Here is a 20,247-nt window from a genome sequence, read left to right on the forward strand (position 1 = left end):
CTCAGACCTGCAGGAAGTGCTGGCGGTAGTACACGAGTTCGTCGATGGACTCGTGGATATCGGCCAGGGCGGTATGTGCCTGCGCCTTCTTGAAGCCTTCGGCCAGCCCCGGCTTCCAGCGCTTGGCCAGCTCCTTGAGCGTGCTCACGTCGAGGTTGCGGTAGTGGAAGAAGTCTTCCAGCCTGGGCATGTAGTTGGCCAGGAAGCGGCGATCCTGGCAGATCGAGTTGCCGCACATCGGCGACTTGCCCGCCGGCACGTATTGCTTGAGAAAGGCAATCACCGCCGCCTCGGCATCGGCCTCGGCGAAGGTTGACGCCTTCACGCGGTCAATCAGACCGCTCTTGCCATGGGTGCCCTTGTTCCAGGCGTCCATCGCGTCGAGCGTGGCATCACTCTGGTGCACCGCGAAGACCGGGCCCTCGACGCGCACCGACAGCTGCGGATCGGTCACGACCACGGCGATCTCGATGATGCGGTCGCTCTCGGGCTTGAGCCCGGTCATCTCGAGGTCGATCCAGATGAGGTTCTGGTCGCTGCAAGCCAAGGTGGTCGTGTCCGCGGCGGAAGGGGTGGCGTCAGTGGTCATGAGTTGGAAGATCAGTTTGAGGTGCAGAGAACGATTGTGCCGCCGGCCGTGCTCGTCCGCGAGCCCATACACTGGCTGGCTATGCAATCCGGCCATCTCACCGCCCTTTTCGCGGCATTCCTCTGTGCCACGCTGCTCACCCGACTCTGGCTGGCTACGCGCCAGGTCAAGCACGTGGCGCAACATCGCGACACCGTCCCCACCGCATTCGCTCGGATCATCGCGCTCGACGCGCATCAGCGCGCCGCCGACTACACCATCGCCAAACTGCGCTTCGGCCTGGTCACCCTGGCGCTCGAAACCGTGTTGCTGCTGGGCTGGACCTTGCTGGGCGGACTCGACGCGCTGAATGCCGCCGTGCGCGACGCCGTGCTGCCGCGCTGGGGAGGCATGGCCTATCAGCTTGCCTTGCTGAGCAGCTTTGCCCTGATCAGCGGCGCGCTCGACTTGCCGTTTTCGTGGTGGAGCACCTTCCGCCTCGAACAGCGCTACGGCTTCAACCGCATGACGCTGGGCATGTGGGTGGGCGACCTGATCAAGGGCGTGCTGATCGGCGCGCTGCTGGGCTTGCCGATCGCGGCGGTCATCCTGTGGCTGATGGGCGCGGCCGGCCCCACCTGGTGGTTGTGGGCCTGGGCCGTGTGGATGGGCTTCAACCTGCTGATCCTGGTGCTCTACCCGACCGTGATCGCGCCGCTGTTCAACAAGTTCGAGCCGCTGCAGGACGATGCCCTGAAAAATCGCGTCGAGGCCTTGATGGCGCGCTGCGGCTTTGCCGCCAAGGGTCTGTTCGTGATGGACGGCTCGAAGCGCTCGGCCCACGCCAACGCCTACTTCACCGGCTTCGGTGCCGCCAAGCGCGTGGTGTTTTTCGACACGCTGCTGAATTCGCTGAGCCCGGGCGAGGTCGAGGCCGTGCTGGCTCACGAGTTGGGCCACTTCAAGCACAAGCACGTGCTCAAGCGCATCGTGTCGATGTTCGCCCTGAGCCTGGCCGGCTTCGCGCTGCTGGGCTGGCTGAGTCACCAACCCTGGTTCTACGAAGGACTGGGCATCCAGCGCGCCAACATCGTCGCGCATGCCCCGAAAGACGCCCTCGCGCTGCTGCTCATCATGCTGGCCGCGCCGGTGTTCAGCTTCTTCGTCTCGCCGCTGTTTGCCGGCTTGTCGCGCCGCCACGAGTTCGAGGCCGACGCCTACGCCTGCGCCCAGGCCAGCGGCCGCGATCTGGCCAACGCGCTGCTCAAGCTGTACGAAGACAACGCCTCGACGCTGACCCCTGACCCGCTCTACGTGCGCTTCTACTACTCGCACCCGCCGGCCGCCGAACGACTGGCCGCGATGCTGCCCACCTGATCGCGCACGCCGCCGTCATCACCGTCCCAAGAAAGCCTGCCTCGTGGCCTCGCGCGCTCCCCGCTTCAATCGTCTCGACAACAAGGTCACCAGCCAGTCCGGCTCGCCGCTCGATGCGGGGCTGGAAAGCGGCCTCGTCGTCGTCACGCACGGTCGACATTGCGTCGTAGAAACGCCCACGCGACAGCGCCTGATCTGCCACTCGCGCGGCAAGAAGAGCGAGGTGGTCGTCGGCGACCGGGTGCGTTGGCAGCTCACCCATGCCAGCGGCGACGAAGGCGTGATCGAGCAAATCGAGCCGCGCCGCAACCTGCTGTACCGACAAGACGAGTGGCGCAGCAAATCGTTCGCGGCCAACCTCGATCAACTGCTGATCTGGATCGCCGTGGAGCCGGTGTTCAGCGAGGCGCAGTTGACCCGTGCGCTGATCGCCGCCGAGGACGCCGGCATCGACGCATGCATCGTGCTCAACAAGGTCGACCTGCCCGGCGCGGACACCGCGCGGCAGCGACTGACGCCCTACAAGGCGATGGGCTACGACGTGCTGGAGCTGTCGCTCAAGCATCGCGCCGATGAAGCCCGGGCGCTGCTCGCCCCCTACCTCGACAACCGCATCACGCTGGTCCTCGGCCCGTCGGGCGCGGGCAAGAGCACGCTGATCAACGCCGTGGCGCCCGAGGCCAAGGCCGAGATCGGCGAGATCTCGAAGGCGCTGAACTCCGGCAAGCACACCACCACCACCACGCAGTGGTACTGGGCCGACGGCTCGAACACCACCGCGCTGATCGACTCGCCGGGCTTTCAAGAATTCGGCCTGCACCACATCGCGGCCGATGGCCTCGCCCAACGCATGCCTGACCTTGCCCGCCACCTCGGCCAGTGCCGGTTTCACAACTGCACCCATCTGCACGAGCCGGGCTGCGGCGTGATCCTGGCGGCTCAGGGCGGCGACATCAGCCCGACACGCTACAAGCTGTACGCTGAACTGCGCGCCGAACTTGCCCAGCCCCGCTGGTAGGCCTGCAGCCCCGCCACGCGGCGATGACCGCGAAGCGACCGGGTTTGGCGCGCCTTGCTCAGGACGGAGGGCCCGGACATGGAAAGGTTCGACCGGCACGGCTGCCGCCGCGAGACGCGATCGCCACGCACGCCAGCGCTCGATGCGCGAGACGTGGACGCCGCGCTTGACCGCATCACCGAATCCCACCCGCGTCTGCGCTTGGCGCCACGCTACAAGGCCCGCCTGACCCCGGCGGTGGAGCGATCGCTCGACTACGCGCATTTCGTGGCCCGCGCCTTGCCGGCTGCGCGCCTGGCGAGTGTCGGCGCGTGGCGAGACGATCCGATGATCCGCGCCTTCTTTGCCTCGGCCGACGACGTGGCGCGCGAGCTGAGCCGCTCGCACAAATTGCAGGACTATTTCGCCCAGCACCCCCACGAGCACCAGGCGCATGTGCTGCTGGGCATGAAACTGACCGAACGATCAGCCTTCGGCGTGGCGCGGGAGGGCGACACGTATCGGCACGACGTACCGCGCACGACCTGGTGCTTCAGCGAACATCACGCCCACGTCTGCGCAGCCGACGAGCCCAGCCTGCGCACCGAAATCAGCCGCCGCGTGCTCGACGAACTCGCCCTGCGCGGGCTGACGCTGATCATGGCCGATCGCCAGCAGCGCGACCAGCTCGATCAAGACCGCGCCCTGCTCAAAAGCCGCTTGCGCCTGCTGGAGCTTCGCGGTGCCGGCATGCTGGCGACGCCGTCGCGCCCCGCCACCCCAACCGACGAGGCACGCCTGCGCGCCGCGCTCGCCGACAACGAACGACAACTCGCCGAACTGGGCGGGCGCACCGACAGCCTGAGTCATGACCTCGAACGTCTGCACGACGTGCTGCTCGATCCGCATCAATATCTGGAGCTGTTCGAGCGACGCGCTCGCCTCGACGCCCTGAACGTGCTGCAGGACGACCACGGCAGGCCGACAGGCGACGGGTTGACCTTCTCGATGGCGCGCTTCAACACCGCTCCGCCGCAAACCCGGACCTTCGCGCTGGTGCGCTTTCCGCGCGGCGAACTGCTGTCGCCGACCGACCTGCTTGATGAAGCTGCTCGGGCGCTGGCTTGAGCCCAGGCCAGCCGATGCGGCTCAGCCCACCAGATTGGCCAGTGTCAGCAAGGCCAGCAGCAGCATCCACAGCACCACCGAGCGCCAGATCAGGCCAACCACGCTGCGCAGATGCCCCATCTGCGGCACGGCACCCGGCGTGCTGCCAGCCGACGCGGTGGCCTCGGCCTGGTCGCCGCTGCCGAAGGTCTTGCTGCGATCCTGCTGCAGACCAGGCGCGGGGCTGCCACCCAGTTGCACCCCGACCGCCCCCGCCGCCGAGGCCAGCAACGCGCCCTCGTTGCGACCGCTCCAGAGCGCCGCATATTGCCGCCAGGCTTGAACGGCATCTTCAAAATTGCCGACCACGGCAAAACCGAAGGCCGTCAAGCGGGCCGGCACATGATCGAGCCAGGTGAACAAACGCTGCGAGAGCTGACGCAGACCATCGTTGGTCGGCTCGCCGGTCACATGGCTCTTGTAGGCCCAATAGCGGCTGACGAACTCGGCCATGCGGTAGAGCACCGCGCCCATCGGCCCCAAGCCGACCGACGACAGCAGCACGAACCAGAAGAACACGCCGAACACGTAGCGGTGCGCCGCCACCAGCGAATGCTCCATCACGTGGCGCAGCAACTCGTTGCGCGGCAGATCGGACGCATCGACGTGGCGCCACTGCGCGAGCAAGCGACGGGCTTCGTCTTCGCGACCGCTTTCGAGTTCGTCGCGGATGTTGGTGAAATGGTGGCTGAACTGGCGAAAACCCAGCGTGGCGTAGAGCACGACCACGTCCCACACCAAGCCGAGCAACAGGCTGTAGTGGACGATGCCGCGGTAGATGAGCGCGGCCACGAGAGCGGGCACGACCGCAGTCATGCCCCACACGACCCAGGCGTGGTGCGGTGCTCCGGCATCGAAATTACGCCCCGCCCAGCGCGACCACCCGGTCAGGGTCTCATGCACCGAATTGCGCTGCGGCAGCGGCTTGAGCTGCTCGATCAGCAAGGCGAACAGCACAGCGAAAAAGCTCATGCGGCGATCATACCGGCGAGGCCGTCAGGCTCATCGCGCAAACAAGGCTGCAGTGGCGCCACAAGCGATCCGATGCGGCACCGGCGCGACAACCTGGGGCCGACGCGGCTCCTCTCAAGCGGACAGAAAGCGGTAGAGGTTGCGCAGCATGGCCGCCGTCGCGCCCCAGATGAAGTATTCGCGAGCGGCGCCCTCGGCAGAAGGCGGCGTCCAGGGCATGGCGAAAAACTCGTGGCGCCCCGCCCCCACATCGAAACCGCGCCGCTGATGATGGGCCGGGTTCATCAAGAAACTCAGCGGCACCTCGAAGGCTTCCTCGACCTCGTTCGGATCCGGCCGCAGCCTCAACTCGGGCGATACCAACCCCACCACCGGCGTCACGACGAAACCGGTGATCGTGGTGTAGGTCGGCAGCGCGCCGATCACCTCGACCCACTCGCGCGCCAGCCCCACCTCCTCGGCCGCCTCGCGCAAGGCGGTGTGCACGGCGTCGAGGTCGTCCGGCTCGCCGCGGCCGCCCGGAAAGGCGATCTGCCCGGCATGCGCCTTGAGGTGCGGCGTGCGGCGCGTGAGCAGCACCGTGAGTTCGTCGCGCATCACCAGCGGCACCAGCACGGCCGCATCAGCCAGCCCGGCACCCGCCCCCAAGCGATCGGCCACCATCTCGGGCTGCCACGTCGGCGGCCGCTCGAAACGCTGACGCAAGGCGGACGGACACAACTGACTCGCCGCGACGGGCGGCAGGTCGGAGTCCTGCCCCAGGATGGGCGCGACGGTGGGATCGATGATGATGGTCATGGCGCAATGAAAAAACCGCCTGTGCAGTGCTGCAGCAGGCGGTTTGATCGAAACGGCGCGAAGCGTTCGGTGACGTTCGCTCAGGCCAGCTTCTCTTTGATGCGAGCCGACTTGCCGCTGCGCTGACGCAGGTAGTACAGCTTGGCGCGGCGCACGTCGCCGCGGCGCTTGACCTCGATCGAGGCGATCAGCGGGCTGTACAGCTGGAACGTGCGCTCCACGCCTTCGCCGCTCGAGATCTTGCGCACGATGAAGCTGCTGTTCAAGCCGCGGTTGCGCTTGCCGATCACGACGCCTTCGTAGGCCTGCACGCGCTTGCGGGTGCCTTCAACCACGTTGACGCTGACGATCACGGTGTCGCCAGGGGCGAACTCGGGGATGGTTTTGTTGAGTCGAGCGATTTCTTCTTGCTCGAGCACTTCGATGATGTTGGCCATCAATAGCTCCTTGGGTGATCGTGCCCGCGCCAAAAATGTTTGAAAAAGCCGGGTAGAGGATCGGAAAACCGGGGATTGTAGCTGAATTTGAGTTTCAGGGGGCGGATTTGAGCTGCGCCAGAAACCGCTCGTCGGCCTTGCTCAGGCGGCCAGCCGCCCGCGCAGCCGCGATCAACTCGGGGCGACGCAGCCAGGTCAGGCGCAATTGCTGCTCGCGGCGCCAGCGGGCGATCTGGGCATGATGGCCCGACAGCAGCACCGGCGGCACCGCATCAGGCTCGCCCGCCGCGCTGGCGAGCACCTCGGGGCGGCTGTAGTGCGGGCAGTCGAGCAGGCCGTCCGAAAAGCTGTCCTGCTCGTGGCTCTGGGCGTCGTTCAGCACACCGGCCTGCAGGCGCGCTGCCGCGTCGATCAAGGTCAGGGCCGGCAACTCGCCGCCCGACAGCACGTAATCGCCCAGGCTGATTTCTTCATCGACGTGCCGGTCGATGAAGCGTTGATCGATGCCTTCGTAGCGCCCGCAAATCAGCACCGCCCCCGGACTGGCGGCCAGCGCCGTCACGCGCTGCTGCGTGAGCGGACGCCCCGCCGGACTGAACAGGATCACGGGAGTCGGCCCGCTGCCCGCCGCCTGCTGATCGGCACGGATGGCCGACAGAGCGCGCTCCAGCGGCTCGACCAGCATCACCATGCCGGGGCCGCCGCCGTAGGCACGGTCGTCCACGCGGCGGTAGGCATCGTCGGCGAATTCGCGCAGCGGCCACAGGCGCAGTTGCACGGCCGGCGCGCTGCCCTCGAACGCACGGCGCGTCACGCCGATGCGGGTGAAGGGTTCGAACAACTCAGGGAAAAGGGTGACAACGTCGAAGCGCATGAGGGCCAGTGTGCGCCGTGCGGCGACTCAAGTCAGCAGGCTGATAGCCAGCTCAAGCGTCAAGATCCCACTCGGGTGACCAGTCGACGGTGATGCGCTTGCCCGGGAGGTCGACCGAATCGATGTAGGCGTCAACGAACGGAATCAGCCGCTCGACGGTTTTGGCGCCCGCGGCATCTTCGATGCGCAACACGCTGTGCGCGCCGGTGTCGAGCAGATCGACGACCTTGCCGAGCGCGGCGCCATCGCGGCTGACCACATCCAGGCCGACCAGATCGACCCAGTAGAACTCGTTGGCGTCGGCCGTGGGGAAGCTGGCGCGCGAGATGAATACGCGACCGCCCTTGAGCGCCTCGGCAGCCGAGCGATCGGGCACGTCGGGCGCTTGCGCCACCACCACGTCGCCATGCTCCTTGGCCTGACTGATGCGCAGCAGCGTGGGCCAGGCGGGCGAACCCGCAGGGCGCGGCTTGGCAAAACGTTCTTCGGGGGGGCGGATGTACCAGCGCTTGCTGGAAAAGAGCGCCTGGGGGTCGGAGGAATAAGGCTGGACCTTGATCCAACCCTTTATGCCCCAGGCGTCGACGATGCGGCCGACTTCGACGGCATCGTCAGGCCAGGCTTCGGGGTCAATTGCAGACTGCATCAATGGCGCGCTGACCAACCCCGAAACGCCGCAGGCCGATCAGGCGGCGGGCGTTGCGGCCTGCTGGGCTTGCTTGACCAGGCGTGCCACGGTGGGCGAAACCTGGGCGCCATTCTTGACCCAGTGGTCGAGACGGTCGAAAGCCAGACGCAGCGACTCGGCGTTGCCCGAAGCCACCGGGTTGTAGAAACCCACGCGCTCGAGGAAGCGGCCGTCACGCGGGTTGCGCGAGTCAGCGGCGACGATATTGAAGAACGGGCGCTTCTTGGAGCCACCACGAGAGAGTCGAATCACGACCATGTTGTTTCCTTGGACGATACGAGGGTGCACGGCACGTTGGCCCACCCACCCTGGCAAAACTGTCAACAACCCGGGAGACACGCGGGGTTTGCCAGTCAAAAGATCGACGCCTCGAATCGGCAAGCGCGGCTAGGCGACATGCCAACCCAAGAGCCGACCGGCAATTGGTTTTTCAAGGGCTGTTAGATCGCGCCGCGCACCTGTTCCGCGCCGGCCCCGCACCAAGCGGTGCTGAACCCGACGGCCAAGCCCACGGCCAGCCTCGAAAACCGGGCATTGTATAAGGTCATCGCCCCCTTGGCAACCTACCCCTCAAGCCGAGCGAAACATGAAGTAGGCGGCGCCGACCAGACACAGCGCCGCCCAGAGGTAGTCGAGCTTGAGCGTCTGCCCCATGTAGAGCACCGAAAACGGCACGAAGACGCTGAGCGTGATCACCTCCTGGATCACCTTGAGCTGGCCGACACTGAACTGCTGCGCGCCGATGCGGTTGGCGGGCACCTGCAGCAGATACTCGAAGAGCGCGATCCCCCAGCTGGCCAGCGCGGCGACGAACCAGGGCCGGTCTGCCAGGTTCTTGAGGTGCCCGTACCAGGCAAAGGTCATGAAGACATTGGAGGCGATGAGCAGCAGCGCTGTCTGCAAGGGGATGGGCAAGGCGTTCATGCCGGCAGTCTATCCAGGCGCCCGCCGCGCAACCGGCCCCGGCCACCCCCCTCCTAGAATCGCGGGATGGCTTTTGCACACCTGCGCTCCCACACCGAATATTCCGTCGTCGATGGCACTTTGCGCATCGACGACATGGCCGATATGGCCGCTGCCGACAAGCAGCCGGCGATGGCCATCACCGACCTGAACAACCTCTTCGGGGCGATCAAGTTCTACAAGGCCGCGCGCGGCAAGGGCGTGCAGCCCCTCATCGGCGCCGACATCTGGCTCGAAGACGAAACCGGTGCCGGCGCCACCCGCCCGCCCAGCCGACTGCTGCTGCTGGTGCAGAACCGCACGGGCTACCTGAACCTCTGCGAGTTGCTCGCCAAGGGCTGGACGACCAACGCGCAGCGCGCCCAGGCGCACGTCAAATGGCCTTGGCTGCAAGAGCACCATGAAGGCCTGATCGCGCTCTCGGGCGCCGATGCCGGCGCAGTCGGGCAAGCGCTGCTGATGGGCGACCACGGCCGCGCCGCGCAGGTCGCCCGGCAGCTGGCCGACATCTTCAAGGGCCGCTTCTACATCGAGCTGCAACGCGCCGGCCTGCCGACACAGGAAGCGCATGTGCGCGCCGCCGTGCCGCTGGCGGCCGAGCTGGGCTTGCCCGTGGTGGCGACGCACCCGATCCAGTTCGCCACGCCGGACGACTTCGAGGCGCACGAAGCCCGCGTGTGCGTGGCCGAAGGCGAAACGCTGGGCAACCCGCGCCGCATCAAGCGCTTTTCGCGCGAGCAGTATTTCAAGACCGAAGCGCAGATGCGCGAGCTGTTCGCCGACCTGCCCGCGGCGCTCGACAACAGCGTGCAGATCGCGCGACGCTGCGCGCTCACGCTGGTGCTGGGCAAGCCGCAGTTGCCGAACTTTCCGACGCCGCTGCTGGAGGATGGTCCCAACAAGGGCTCGCCGATGCCGATGGAAGACTACTTCCGCCAGCTGTCGCACGAAGGTCTCGAAGAGCGGCTGGCGCATCTCTTCCCCGAGGCCGCCGAGCGCGATCAGCAGCGTCCGACGTATGTAGAGCGGCTCGACTTCGAGATCAACACGATCCTGAAGATGGGCTTCCCCGGCTACTTCCTGATCGTGGCGGACTTCATCAACTGGGCCAAGAACAACGGCTGCCCGGTGGGCCCCGGCCGGGGCTCGGGCGCCGGCTCGCTGGTGGCCTACGCGCTGAAGATCACCGACCTCGACCCGCTCAAGTACAACCTGCTGTTCGAGCGCTTCCTGAACCCCGAGCGCGTCTCGATGCCCGACTTCGACATCGACTTCTGCCAGGGCAACCGCGACCGCGTGATCGACTACGTCAAAGAGAAATACGGCCGCGACGCCGTCTCGCAGATCGCGACCTTCGGCACCATGGCCGCCAAGGCCGCGCTGCGCGATGTGGGCCGCGTGCTGGGCATGGGCTATGGCCATGTGGACGGCATCGCCAAGCTCATCCCCGCGCCGCCCGGCAAGACGGTAACGCTGGCCAAGCTGCCGCCCGACTTCGACCCCGACAAGGCCAAGATGATCTACGCGCGTCACGAGGCGCCCGAGCTCGAAGAGCGCGAGAAGAACGAAGAGGAAGTGGCCGAGCTGCTGAGCCTGGCGATGCGCGTCGAAGGCATGGTGCGCAACATCGGCATGCACGCGGGTGGCGTGCTGATCGCGCCCGGCAAAATCACCGACTTCTGCCCGCTCTACATGCAGCCGGGCAGCGACTCGGCGGTGAGCCAGTACGACAAGGACGACGTCGAAGCCATCGGCCTGGTGAAGTTCGACTTCCTGGGCCTGGCCACGCTGACCATCCTGGAGACCGCGAAAGAGTTCATCGTCGCGCGGCACCCCGATCAAAAGGACTTCGACTTCGCCAAGCTGCCGCTCACCGACAAACCCACCTTCGACCTGCTCAGCGAAGGCAAGACGGTGGCCGTGTTCCAGCTCGAAAGTCGCGGCATGCAAGGCATGTTGCGCGACGCCAAGCCCAGCCTGTTCGAGGACATCATCGCGCTGGTCGCGCTGTACCGGCCGGGCCCGATGGACCTGATCCCGTCGTTCTGCGCGCGCAAGCACGGCAAGGAAGAGGTGACCTACCCGCATCCGCTGATGGAGGCCGTGCTCAACGAGACCTACGGGATCATGGTCTACCAGGAGCAGGTGATGCAGGTGGCGCAGCGCGTGGGCGGCTACTCGCTCGGCGGCGCCGACATGCTGCGCCGCGCGATGGGCAAGAAGAAGGCCGAGGAGATGGCCGAGCACCGCCAGATCTTTGCCGAGGGCGCCGCCAAGAACGACATCAAGCCCGAGCTGGCCAACGAGATCTTCGACGTGATGGAGAAGTTCGCCGGCTACGGTTTCAACAAGTCGCACGCCGCCGCGTATGCGCTGCTGGCCTATCACACGGCCTGGCTGAAGGTGCACTACACCAGCGAATTCTTCGCGGGCAACATGAGCGTGTCGATCGACGACACGGACAAGCTCAAGATCTTCTTCGACGACGCCACGCAGAACTTCGGCATCCACTTCGAGCCGCCGAACGTCAATACCGGCGTGTACCGCTTCATCCCGGTCGATTCCCCGGTGAACGCGCCGAAGACGGAGAAGGGCCGCATCCGCTACGGCCTCGGCGCCGTGAAGGGCACGGGCCAGGGCGCCATCGAAGCCATCGTGGCCGTGCGCGAAGAGGGCGGCCCGTTCAAGAGCTTCTTCGACTTCTGCGCGCGCGTCGACAAGGGCCGCGTGAACAAACGCGTGGTCGAAGCGCTGATCAAGGGCGGCGCTTTCGACGAGCTGGAGCCCAACCGCGCCGCGCTGATCGCCAGCGTCGGCTTGGCCTTCGACTACGCCGCCACGCTGGCCGCCAACGCCGACCAGGGCGGGCTGTTCGACTTCGGCGGGGCCGACACGCACGGCTCGTCGACGCAAGAGCCCGAGCTGGTGACCACCGACGCCTGGAGCATCAAGGAGCGGCTCACGCACGAGAAGGTCGCGATCGGCTTTTACCTGTCGGGCCACTTGTTCGACGAGAGCGCCGACGAGGTGCGCCGCATGGTGCGCCAGCGCATCGCCGACCTGGCCGAGAGCCGCGAGCCGCAGATGGTGACCGGCATCATCAGCGAGCTGCGCGTGATCAACGGCCAGCGTGGCCGCGTCGCCATCTTCAAGCTCGACGACAAGAGCGACGTGATCGAGGCGGTGGCCAATGAAGAAACGCTCGACGCCAACCGCGACCTGCTGAAGGACGACGAACTCGTGCTGGTGCAGGGCAAGGTCCAGCCGGATCGCTTCTCGGGCGGCCTGCGCCTCAACGTGCAACAGGTGTGGAGCCTGCCGGCTGCGCGCTGCCGCTACGGGCGCTACCTGCGCGTGGCAGTCAACGGCAGCGCCCCGCCGATCAACGAGCTGGTGCGCGACTTCCCGCCGCGCAGCGTGGCCACCGAGCAGGGCCAGTTGCTGCAGGGCATGAACGTGCGCCTGACGCTGCAGCGGCGCCAGGGCGAGGTGGCGGCCCAAGCCGAGATCGACCTGGGCGACGACGCGAAGTTCTTCCCCACCGACTCCGCCCTGCAGCGCTGGCGCCAGGCCGCGCACGAGGGACAGGCAACGATCGTCTACGACTGATCGGCTCGCGCCGAGCTGGTCAGGTCTGGGGCGTCGCGCTGGTGGCCGCGTTAGTCGCAGGCGTGGGTGGTGGCGGTGGCGGCGCCTTGCATTGCACGTCGAGCTGCGCCTCGTCGAACCCACCAGGCATGCCGAGATCGACCAGTCTGGCGAACAAGGCCTTGGCGGGATTGCCGCTGCGATCGGCGCCTTCGACGTGCTGCCACTCGCGCGTCACCACGTAGCCGTGGGGGCAGAGCTTGTCGGCCTCGGCGCGCAGAGCCGGAGCGCTGCGGCCGTGCAGGGTGTACGAAGGCGTGCCTTGCGGCGGGTTGGTCGCGGTGGCCATCACGGTGCAGCCGGTCAGGCCCGCGCCGCCGGCGAGCAGGCCGACCAGCAGCCCGGCTTCAGGCAGACGCGACAAAGCAGATCGGATCCGGCAAGCGTTCATGGCACAGCACCCCAGGGTTGAGCCATTGTGGCGGGTGGCGCGGCGCGTGGCGTCAGGACGGCGTCAACCGGTCAGGCGGTCATGTCCAGCAACGCGCCCATCATGCGGTCGCTGGTGCGAAACACCGCGAGGTTGGCCAGGTAACTGCTGCTGGCTTGCAACTGGTCGACCATGTCGGTTTCGAGAGCGCTGCCCTCGTTGCTGGATCGAGTGCGTGACGTGCTCACGCCGCCGCTGGGCTGCGTCTGCTGCAGCACCTGCTCGCGACGAAACGGCTCGGTCTGCACGTTGGCGACGTTGTGCGCGGCAGCGTCTAGCCGCGTTTGCGCGGCGTTCATGCCCGACAGCGCGAGCTGGGGCGTCGACATCAGGCCGGTGATCATGAGCTGTCGCCCTGGCTCAAGCGTAGGTGTTGAGCCGCGTGCCGAGCGTGCCTTCGGTGGCCAGCGTGGGCGGCTTGGGAACGGCGTCGATCAAGGTGACGGCTGCAGCAGCTTGCGAGTTCAGCGCCTTGTTCAGCACCATCATTTGCAAATCACCGGCGGTGGAACTCTGCGTGGCCGCGACCGCGGCGCTCACGCTCATGTCATTGGTCAGACTCATAGCCGATCTCCGAAACAGGCCATGCGTCGATATTGCGGGGCTTGACCGCGCTTTTCCAAGCCTTTGACGCAGCTGGATCGGTTTGGCGTGAATTTCTGCGCAGCGGCCGCCGGTTCGTCAAGCCAGCACAAATCGAAAAACCCTGCTGGCTGGCATTTCAAGACGACTGGTCATATTATTCATCCCATGCCACGCACCGCCGACAAGACCGACATCCCGAACCGCCTCACCGAGGCGGGCTATCTGCTGTTCACCAAGCACGGCTACAACGCCACCGGCATCCAGCAGATCGCCGACCAGGCCGGCGTGCCCAAGGGCTCGTTCTACAACCACTTCGACAGCAAAGAAGCGTTTGCGGCGGCCATCATCGACCGCTACACCGCGTGGGTCGGCCAAGCCTGGGACGCCTGCATGGCCGACGCCCCCGGCGAGCCGCTGGCCGCCATCGAGCACGTGTTCGGGCGCTTCATCCAGCACCACGCCGACACGCATTGCCAAGGCTGCCTGGTGGGCAACTTCGCCGCCGAGGTGAGCGAATCGAGCACGCTGTGCCGCGACGTGCTGCGCAACTCGATGCGCAGTTGGCGCGACCGCCTGGCCGGATTGATCGGGCAGGCGCAGCAGCGCGGCCAGGTGCGCGGCGACATCAGCGCGCTCGACTTGTCCACCTTCTTCTGGGACGCCTGGGAGGGCGCCCTGCTGCGCATGAAGATCGAACACACCACCGAGCCGCTGCGGCACACCGTGCGGCTGGTGTTGAACCACTTTCTGCGGCCTTGATGGCGCGGCCGCAAACGTCGTCCACCTCACAACAGCCCATCGATTCACGACGCTCGTCTCTCATCCCGTCCACCAACACACGGAGCCTTTCGCATGACTGCTACTGATCGCACCCTCTTCCAACCGTTCAAGCTCGGCGGCATCGAGCTGGCCAACCGCGTGGTGATGGCCCCGCTGACGCGCAACCGCGCCGAAGCCGGCAACGTGCCGGGCCCGATGACGGTGGAGTACTACGCGCAGCGCGCCTCGTTCGGCCTGATCGTGGCCGAGGCCACGCAGGTATCGGCCCAGGCCCAGGGCTACTACGCCACGCCGGGCGTGCACACACCCGAGCAGATCGCCGGCTGGCGCAAGGTGACCGACGCCGTGCACGCCAAGGGAGGCAAGATCTTCGTGCAGCTGTGGCACACGGGCCGCATGTCGCACGCGGCCTTCCAGCCGGGCGAGCAGGCCCCGGTGGCACCGTCGGCCATCCGCGCCGAAGCCAAGACCTTCATCCCGGGCCAAGGCTATGTGGACACGTCCACGCCTCGCGCGCTGGAGACCGCCGAGATCGCCGGCATCGTGAACGACTTCCGCACGGCGGCCGCCAACGCGATCCAGGCGGGCTTTGACGGCGTCGAGATCCACGGCGCCCACGGCTACCTGCTTGATGCCTTCTTGCGCGATGGCTCGAACAAGCGCACCGACCAGTACGGCGGCTCGATCGAGAACCGCGCCCGCTTCCTGCTCGAAGTGATGGCGGCCGTGACGCAAGAAATCGGCGCCGACAAGGTGGGCATTCGCCTGTCGCCCGTGTCGCCGGTGAACGACTCCAAAGAGAGCGCCCCGCAGCCGCTGTTCGAGCACGTGGTGCGCGAGCTCGACAAGCTGCAACCGGTGTACATCCACGTGGTCGAAGGTGCCACGGGCGGCCCGCGCGACAACGCACCGTTCGACTACGCGAAGCTGCACAGCCTCTACCGCGGCGTCTGGATGGTGAACAACGGCTACGGCAAGGACATGGCCGAAGCCGTCGTGGCATCGGGCCAGGCCGATCTGGTGTCGTTCGGCCGCGCCGCCATCACCAACCCGGACCTGCCGCGCCGCCTGAAAGAAAACGCGCCGCTCAACGAGTTGTTCAAGGACGCCCCGTTGTATGGCGGCCAGGGCTCGCACGGCTACACCGACTACCCCGCGTTGCCGGCCTGATCGGCCCGCGCGGGCGTCAGCGGCCGGCTTCGTCCGTCAATGCCTGGGCTCGCGCCCGCTCGGTCGCATTGAACGAGCGGGTGGCCAGTTGGTCGATGGCCTGACGCCGCTGCGATTCGCTCAGGCTGGCGTCGCTCATGAGCGCGGCACGCTGCGTTTGAAATGCCTGCAAGCGGCTTTGCCAATTGGCGCGTTGCGCATCGAGCGCGTCGAGCCGATCCGCCGCCTCGGCGCCGACGATCTGCACCCGCGCCGCGCGCACGGCCTCGGCCGACGCGCCTTGCGCGCGCAGCTCCTGCGTCACGGCCGTGAGTTGGTCGTAGCGCTCGCGGGCGCTGACCGCCTCTTGCAGCTCGGGCGGCAAGGTGGCGTTGAGTTCGTGAAGGCGCGCGGCCTTGTCGCGAGCGCTCAATGAGGCATCGCGCACGATCAGCAGGCTGGCGACGCTGTAGTTGCCTAGCTGCTCCTCGTCGGCAAAGAACGCCGCGTGCTCGGTCGGGCTGAACCGTTGCTGACGCAAGCTGAGCTGCTGCGCCAGGCGAGCGCGCAAGGCCTCGACGCTGCTGGCGGGCTGGCCGCCCCCCTGCTGCACCAGTTGCTCAAGCGCGGCGCGGTAGTCGAGATAGCGATTGAGCAGATCGAGTGCCTCGGCGCGCGCCGGTTCTTTCAGCTGGTTGCGCACGTAGGCCTGCAGGCGCTCGCGCACCTGCTGCACCGGCTCTTCGCCGATCGTCGAGAGAAAGTAGTCGAAGCAGTTGCGCACGCCGCGCACCACGCGCAGGTGCCCGGACGAATCGACCGGCAACTCGCCATCGACGTCGGTGCCCTGCAGCGACGCTGGCAGTTGCTCCAGCCCCGTCTTGAAATGCACTGCGGGTGACGCAGCCGAGCCCCCCCCGACACCCGGTCGGAACCAATCGCCCGCGGGGCCTGCCGCATCACCGCCTTCGACTGCGCGACCTGCATGGCGCAGATGCCCCGCCTGAGTCGCGACCACGGCGGCGACTACCAGGCTCCCGGTCAACCAGGCCCAGGTGCTGCCGCGCCGCCAAAGGGGTCGGCTGAGCCGAATCGGCGCCGAGCCCGACAACTCTCGGCGCCCCGACAGCACCCGGCGCATTTACAGACCCAGCTTCTTCAAGCGATTGGCCTGGATGCGATACAAGCCCACCGGGTCGGCACCCAACCCGACGAGACCCAGCAGCTGGTTGACCTCGTGCAGGTGGTTCATCGGGTAGTTGTCGCGCAGCACCACCCCCAGGTGGCTCGCGCACTTGCCCACCAGACCGTCGCTGGCCTCGGGGAGCACCGCCGCCGTCACTTTCAGGATGTAGTCGGCCGGGTCGAGCACGTTGTAGACCTGCCCCGTGCCGCTCCACGAGTAATAACGGATGCCGTTGACCACCGCCGCGCCCTGGCCGCAACTGGTTGTGGGCACGCCGGCCGGGTAGGCCGCATTGAAGGCCGCCGCGCCCGACGTGGTGAGCGACGGCAGCGTGCCTTCGAGCGAGTCCTGCGGCAGCGACGAGTTGCCCGACAGCAGCGCCTCGACCGAGCCCAGCGCGTTCACCACGCTGGCGATGAGGTTCGACACCGTCGGCCCCACGAGGCCCGACAAGCCTTGGATCAAGTCAGCCACTGGCGAGCCGAAGGTCACCCCACCCACCGAGGTGACCGAGGCCACCAGATCGGGGCGCACCGCTGCCACGTAGCGAATCGACTGGTTGCCCTGGCTGTGGCCGACGAGGTTGAACTTCTTGGCGCCGCTGATGGCCGAGATGTCTTCGACCTGCGTCAGCAGTTGCTCGCCGCGCAGCACGGCCGAGTTGAACGCCGACACCGAGGTGGAGTAGACCGTGGCGCCGTTGCTGCGCAGGTCTTGCGGCACGCCGTAGAAGTAATCGATGCCCGCGATGCTGCTGAATCCGGCCATGCCGTGCGCCAGCACGATGGGGTATTTCGTCTGGGCGTAGGTGCCAGCATGAGCAGCACCCATCAACATCAATGTGCCCGCGGCGACGGCCACCGCCGTCTTCAGCGCTTGTTTCACCATGCTTGTCTCCTATCGGTCTTGTGTGTCGAGACCCGGCCATCCGTTGCTGCCGAGCCCTGCCTTGTGGCGTGCCGTTCGTGAACAGATTCACGAATACGTCACGTCTTCCATGCTAGGCAGCCGAGCGCGCCGACAGGGAGCGCATTTGTACGGATGACGCATCGCGACCCGCAGGTCAACCCGCGGGCGTTTTCTCTCAATGCGGAAAACACTGGCCTCTGCCTCGCTGCCGGCTTCGCGCAGCCCCGCGAGAAAACCCTCGTCCCTTGTTTGCTGACCACTGGTCATGTATTCTTTGGCGCATTTATTGACCATCAGTCACCTCTAAAGGGCGAAACCATGTCACGCAACAGCACCTCTGCATCCTGGGCTTTGATCACCGGAGCATCGAGCGGTTTTGGTATCGACTTCGCGCAAGAGCTGGCCCGTCAGGGGCATCACCTGGCGCTGGTGGCGCGGCGCGTGGAGCCCATGCAGAAGCTGGCGCGCGAGCTGGAGGCGCGATACGGCATCCGCACCCGCGTGATCGGCATGGATCTGGCCCGCGCCGGCGTGGGCGTCGAGCTCAAGCGGCAGCTCGACACCGAAGGCATCGCCATCGACGTGCTGATCAACAACGCCGGCTATGGCGTGTATGGCGACTTTCTCGCCCACCCTCTGCAAAAGACGATGGACATGCTGCAGCTCAACATCATGAGCCTGACCGAGCTGACGCACCTCTTCGGCGCCGACATGGCCCGGCGCGGGCACGGCCAGATCCTGCTGGTGGCGTCGATCGGGGGCTACCAGGCCTCGCCGTCCTACGCCGCGTACAGCGCCAGCAAGGCCTACGTCCTGCTGCTGGGCGAAGCGCTGCACGAAGAACTCAAGCCGCGCGGCGTGAAGGTGACCGTGCTGTCGCCGGGCGTCAGCGCCACCGGCTTCCTGGACGTGGCCGGACAGCGCCCCACGCTGTACCAGCGCGTGTTCATGATGAGCAGCCCGGATGTGGTCCGCATCGGCCTGCGCGCGATGCAGCGAGGCCGCGCCTCGATCGTGTCGGGCTTCGCGAATGCGCTCACGGTATGGACCAACCGGCTGGTGCCGCGCCTGATGCAGCGCCGCATCGCCTATGCTTTGATGCGCAACGACTGAGCCCTGAAGGATTCATGCCCCGCCCGACCCTGAACGACGACGACCGCGCGCAACGCCGCCGCCAGCTGCTGGACGCCGCGCATGCGCTGTATCAGCGCAGGCAGGCGCTGCCCACGGTGGCCGAGATCGCCCAGGCGGCCGGCGTGGCCAAGGGCACGGTCTACCTGTCGTTCGGCACCAAGGAAGAAATCTTCATCGCCTTGCTCGACGACGGCTTCGCGCAACTGCTGGGCACTCTTTTGCCGCAGTTGCAGCAGCTGCCCAGGCAGGCCGAAGCCGCCGCGGCGGCTTTCGCGGCGGGTTTCAGCGCCAGCCTGCGCACGCTGCCCGACCTGCTGCCGCTGGCCGCCATGACCAACTCGGTGCTCGAGAAGAACCTGCCCCTCGATACCTTGCTCGACTTCAAGACCCGCGTGATGGGCGGCTTGATGATGGCCGGCGCGCAGCTGGAAGCGCACCTGCCGCTGCTGCTGGAGCCCGATCAAGGCAGCGACCTGCTCCGCCGCACCTGGGCCCTGACCCAGGGCTTGTGGCAACTGAGCGACTGCCCGACGCCGATGAAGCCGCATCTGATCGAGGCGCTGACCGCCCGCGGCGTGCCGCATGTCTACGACCGTGATTTCCACGACGAACTGCAGACGGCCCTGACCCTGCTTTGGCGCGGGACGCTGCTGGCCCGGCGCCGCTGAGCCCGCGCCGAGCCTCGCGCGTCAACGCGGCACGAAGAAGATCGATTTCTCGCGCACCGAGCGAGGCGGCTCCTGCGCCCCCGAAGCCAGCTGCTCCACATCGAAAACAATCGAGCTGGTTCGCCCGGCGACCTTGGCCGCCGCATCGGGCGCCAACCGCACCTGCACCGGCAGCGATCGCACGTCGCCCGCGGGCACTTCGATCGCCGCGTCGGCCTGCACGGACAGCCCCGGCAAGCCGCTCGCCGCCACGCGGTAGCGTTGCGCGTGCTCGGAGCTGTTGCTGATCTGCAGACGATAGGTGTTGGCGATGTAGCCATCCTCGTCCTGCCGGGCCAGCGCATTGCGGTCCTTGATGACGTCCACGTTGAACGGGCTGCGCAAGACCAGGCTGATGACGAACAACGCGCCGGCCGTCGTCAGCAAGCCGCCGTAGATCAGCACGCGCGGCCGCAGCACGCGGCGCACCATCTGCCGGCGCGTGAGCCCCTGCGCCACGCCGTTGGCGGTGGAGTAGCGGATCAGCCCCTTGGCGTAGCCCATCTTGTCCATCACGTCGTCGCACACGTCGATGCAGGCCGCGCAACCGATGCATTCGTTTTGCAGGCCGTCGCGGATGTCGATGCCCGTGGGGCAGACCTGCACGCACAAGGTGCAGTCGATGCACGAGCCCAGGCCGGCCGCCGCGGGGTCGGCCTTGCGTGAGCGCGAGCCGCGCGGTTCGCCCCGACCGGCGTCGTAGGTGATGACCATCGAGTCGTTGTCGATCAGCGCGCTCTGGAAGCGGGCGTAAGGGCACATGTACTTGCACATCTGCTCGCGCAGATAGCCGGCGTTGCCGTAGGTGGCGAAGCCGTAGAACAGCACCCAGAACCATTCCCAGGCCGACAAGTTGAACGTGCCCAGCTCGGCCGCTA

22 protein-coding genes are annotated in these 20,247 nt (G+C 66.8%); 8 read left to right on the forward strand and 14 right to left on the reverse strand.

What is annotated here, in order from left to right; genetic code table 11:
- Position 1: 1 nt before the first annotated feature.
- Complete coding sequence (orn, locus tag ACE3SS_RS08105; protein ID WP_374592732.1) at positions 2-589, reverse strand: oligoribonuclease; 588 nt, start codon at positions 587-589, stop codon at positions 2-4.
- A gap of 81 nt (positions 590-670) precedes the next feature.
- Between orn and ACE3SS_RS08110 the strand changes: the two genes are divergently transcribed.
- From ACE3SS_RS08110 to ACE3SS_RS08120, 3 genes are all read left to right on the forward strand, one after another.
- On the forward strand, positions 671-1,945 hold the full coding sequence (locus ACE3SS_RS08110; RefSeq protein WP_374592733.1) for a M48 family metallopeptidase: 1,275 nt from the start codon (positions 671-673) through the stop codon (positions 1,943-1,945).
- Between the two features lie 121 nt (positions 1,946-2,066).
- On the forward strand, positions 2,067-2,963 hold the full coding sequence (gene rsgA / locus ACE3SS_RS08115; protein ID WP_374592771.1) for a ribosome small subunit-dependent GTPase A: 897 nt from the start codon (positions 2,067-2,069) through the stop codon (positions 2,961-2,963).
- A 78-nt stretch (positions 2,964-3,041) separates the two neighbouring features.
- Complete coding sequence (locus ACE3SS_RS08120; RefSeq protein ID WP_374592735.1) at positions 3,042-4,070, forward strand: hypothetical protein; 1,029 nt, start codon at positions 3,042-3,044, stop codon at positions 4,068-4,070.
- Between the two features lie 21 nt (positions 4,071-4,091).
- Here ACE3SS_RS08120 and ACE3SS_RS08125 read toward each other — a convergent pair whose 3' ends face one another.
- From ACE3SS_RS08125 to ACE3SS_RS08155, 7 genes are all read right to left on the reverse strand, one after another.
- Positions 4,092-5,081: a CobD/CbiB family protein gene (locus ACE3SS_RS08125; RefSeq protein WP_374592737.1), complete on the reverse strand. Its 990-nt coding sequence runs from the start codon at positions 5,079-5,081 to the stop codon at positions 4,092-4,094.
- 114 nt (positions 5,082-5,195) lie between these two features.
- Positions 5,196-5,879 carry a CoA pyrophosphatase gene (locus ACE3SS_RS08130; RefSeq protein ID WP_374592739.1) on the reverse strand — a complete coding sequence of 228 codons (684 nt, stop codon included), beginning with the start codon at positions 5,877-5,879 and terminating at the stop codon, positions 5,196-5,198.
- A gap of 80 nt (positions 5,880-5,959) precedes the next feature.
- Entirely contained in the window at positions 5,960-6,316 is a 357-nt protein-coding gene (rplS, locus tag ACE3SS_RS08135; RefSeq protein ID WP_374592741.1) for a 50S ribosomal protein L19, read from the reverse strand.
- A gap of 94 nt (positions 6,317-6,410) precedes the next feature.
- A complete protein-coding gene (gene trmD, locus ACE3SS_RS08140) occupies positions 6,411-7,190 on the reverse strand; it encodes a tRNA (guanosine(37)-N1)-methyltransferase TrmD (RefSeq protein WP_374592743.1) in 780 nt (259 codons plus the stop codon).
- A 52-nt stretch (positions 7,191-7,242) separates the two neighbouring features.
- Complete coding sequence (rimM, locus tag ACE3SS_RS08145; RefSeq protein ID WP_374592745.1) at positions 7,243-7,836, reverse strand: ribosome maturation factor RimM; 594 nt, start codon at positions 7,834-7,836, stop codon at positions 7,243-7,245.
- Between the two features lie 39 nt (positions 7,837-7,875).
- Positions 7,876-8,136, reverse strand: a complete 261-nt coding sequence (gene rpsP, locus ACE3SS_RS08150) for a 30S ribosomal protein S16 (RefSeq protein WP_374592747.1) — start codon at positions 8,134-8,136, stop codon at positions 7,876-7,878.
- Between the two features lie 312 nt (positions 8,137-8,448).
- Complete coding sequence (locus tag ACE3SS_RS08155) at positions 8,449-8,802, reverse strand: DMT family protein (RefSeq protein ID WP_374592749.1); 354 nt, start codon at positions 8,800-8,802, stop codon at positions 8,449-8,451.
- Positions 8,803-8,868: 66 nt separating this feature from the next.
- On the opposite strand from ACE3SS_RS08155, the gene dnaE reads away from it, so the two are divergent.
- Positions 8,869-12,450, forward strand: a complete 3,582-nt coding sequence (gene dnaE / locus ACE3SS_RS08160; protein WP_374592751.1) for a DNA polymerase III subunit alpha — start codon at positions 8,869-8,871, stop codon at positions 12,448-12,450.
- Between the two features lie 19 nt (positions 12,451-12,469).
- Here dnaE and ACE3SS_RS08165 read toward each other — a convergent pair whose 3' ends face one another.
- The 3 genes from ACE3SS_RS08165 to ACE3SS_RS08175 all read right to left on the reverse strand — a co-directional run bounded on the left by ACE3SS_RS08165 (position 12,470) and on the right by ACE3SS_RS08175 (position 13,483).
- Positions 12,470-12,853 (reverse strand): hypothetical protein, encoded by a 384-nt coding sequence (locus tag ACE3SS_RS08165; RefSeq protein ID WP_374592753.1) that lies wholly within the window; start codon positions 12,851-12,853, stop codon positions 12,470-12,472.
- 98 nt (positions 12,854-12,951) lie between these two features.
- Positions 12,952-13,263 carry a flagellar basal body protein gene (locus ACE3SS_RS08170; protein ID WP_374592755.1) on the reverse strand — a complete coding sequence of 104 codons (312 nt, stop codon included), beginning with the start codon at positions 13,261-13,263 and terminating at the stop codon, positions 12,952-12,954.
- Between the two features lie 16 nt (positions 13,264-13,279).
- Positions 13,280-13,483, reverse strand: coding sequence for a putative motility protein (locus tag ACE3SS_RS08175; RefSeq protein ID WP_374592757.1), 204 nt, complete (start codon positions 13,481-13,483; stop codon positions 13,280-13,282).
- Between the two features lie 186 nt (positions 13,484-13,669).
- On the opposite strand from ACE3SS_RS08175, the gene ACE3SS_RS08180 reads away from it, so the two are divergent.
- Positions 13,670-14,263: a TetR family transcriptional regulator C-terminal domain-containing protein gene (locus ACE3SS_RS08180; protein ID WP_374592759.1), complete on the forward strand. Its 594-nt coding sequence runs from the start codon at positions 13,670-13,672 to the stop codon at positions 14,261-14,263.
- 93 nt (positions 14,264-14,356) lie between these two features.
- Positions 14,357-15,454: an alkene reductase gene (locus ACE3SS_RS08185; protein WP_374592761.1), complete on the forward strand. Its 1,098-nt coding sequence runs from the start codon at positions 14,357-14,359 to the stop codon at positions 15,452-15,454.
- A gap of 16 nt (positions 15,455-15,470) precedes the next feature.
- Here ACE3SS_RS08185 and ACE3SS_RS08190 read toward each other — a convergent pair whose 3' ends face one another.
- Together ACE3SS_RS08190 and ACE3SS_RS08195 are read right to left on the reverse strand one after the other, a co-directional pair.
- Positions 15,471-16,325 (reverse strand): lipase secretion chaperone, encoded by an 855-nt coding sequence (locus ACE3SS_RS08190; protein ID WP_374592763.1) that lies wholly within the window; start codon positions 16,323-16,325, stop codon positions 15,471-15,473.
- A 249-nt stretch (positions 16,326-16,574) separates the two neighbouring features.
- The gene (locus tag ACE3SS_RS08195; protein ID WP_374592764.1) at positions 16,575-17,507 is read right to left on the reverse strand and encodes an esterase/lipase family protein; all 933 of its coding nucleotides are present in this window, start codon (positions 17,505-17,507) and stop codon (positions 16,575-16,577) included.
- A 339-nt stretch (positions 17,508-17,846) separates the two neighbouring features.
- Here ACE3SS_RS08195 and ACE3SS_RS08200 point away from each other — a divergent pair, with 339 nt between their 5' ends.
- Both ACE3SS_RS08200 and ACE3SS_RS08205 read left to right on the forward strand, forming a co-directional pair.
- Entirely contained in the window at positions 17,847-18,641 is a 795-nt protein-coding gene (locus ACE3SS_RS08200) for an SDR family NAD(P)-dependent oxidoreductase (RefSeq protein WP_374592766.1), read from the forward strand.
- A 14-nt stretch (positions 18,642-18,655) separates the two neighbouring features.
- Positions 18,656-19,330, forward strand: a complete 675-nt coding sequence (locus ACE3SS_RS08205) for a TetR family transcriptional regulator (protein ID WP_374592767.1) — start codon at positions 18,656-18,658, stop codon at positions 19,328-19,330.
- Between the two features lie 21 nt (positions 19,331-19,351).
- On the opposite strand, the gene ACE3SS_RS08210 is transcribed toward ACE3SS_RS08205, so the two are convergent.
- On the reverse strand, positions 19,352-20,247 hold an 896-nt coding region (locus ACE3SS_RS08210), incomplete at its 5' end, for a 4Fe-4S dicluster domain-containing protein (protein ID WP_374592769.1).

This window comes from Aquabacterium sp. (genome assembly GCF_041915145.1).
In the GTDB taxonomy this organism is placed as follows: Bacteria; Pseudomonadota; Gammaproteobacteria; order Burkholderiales; family Burkholderiaceae_C; genus Aquabacterium.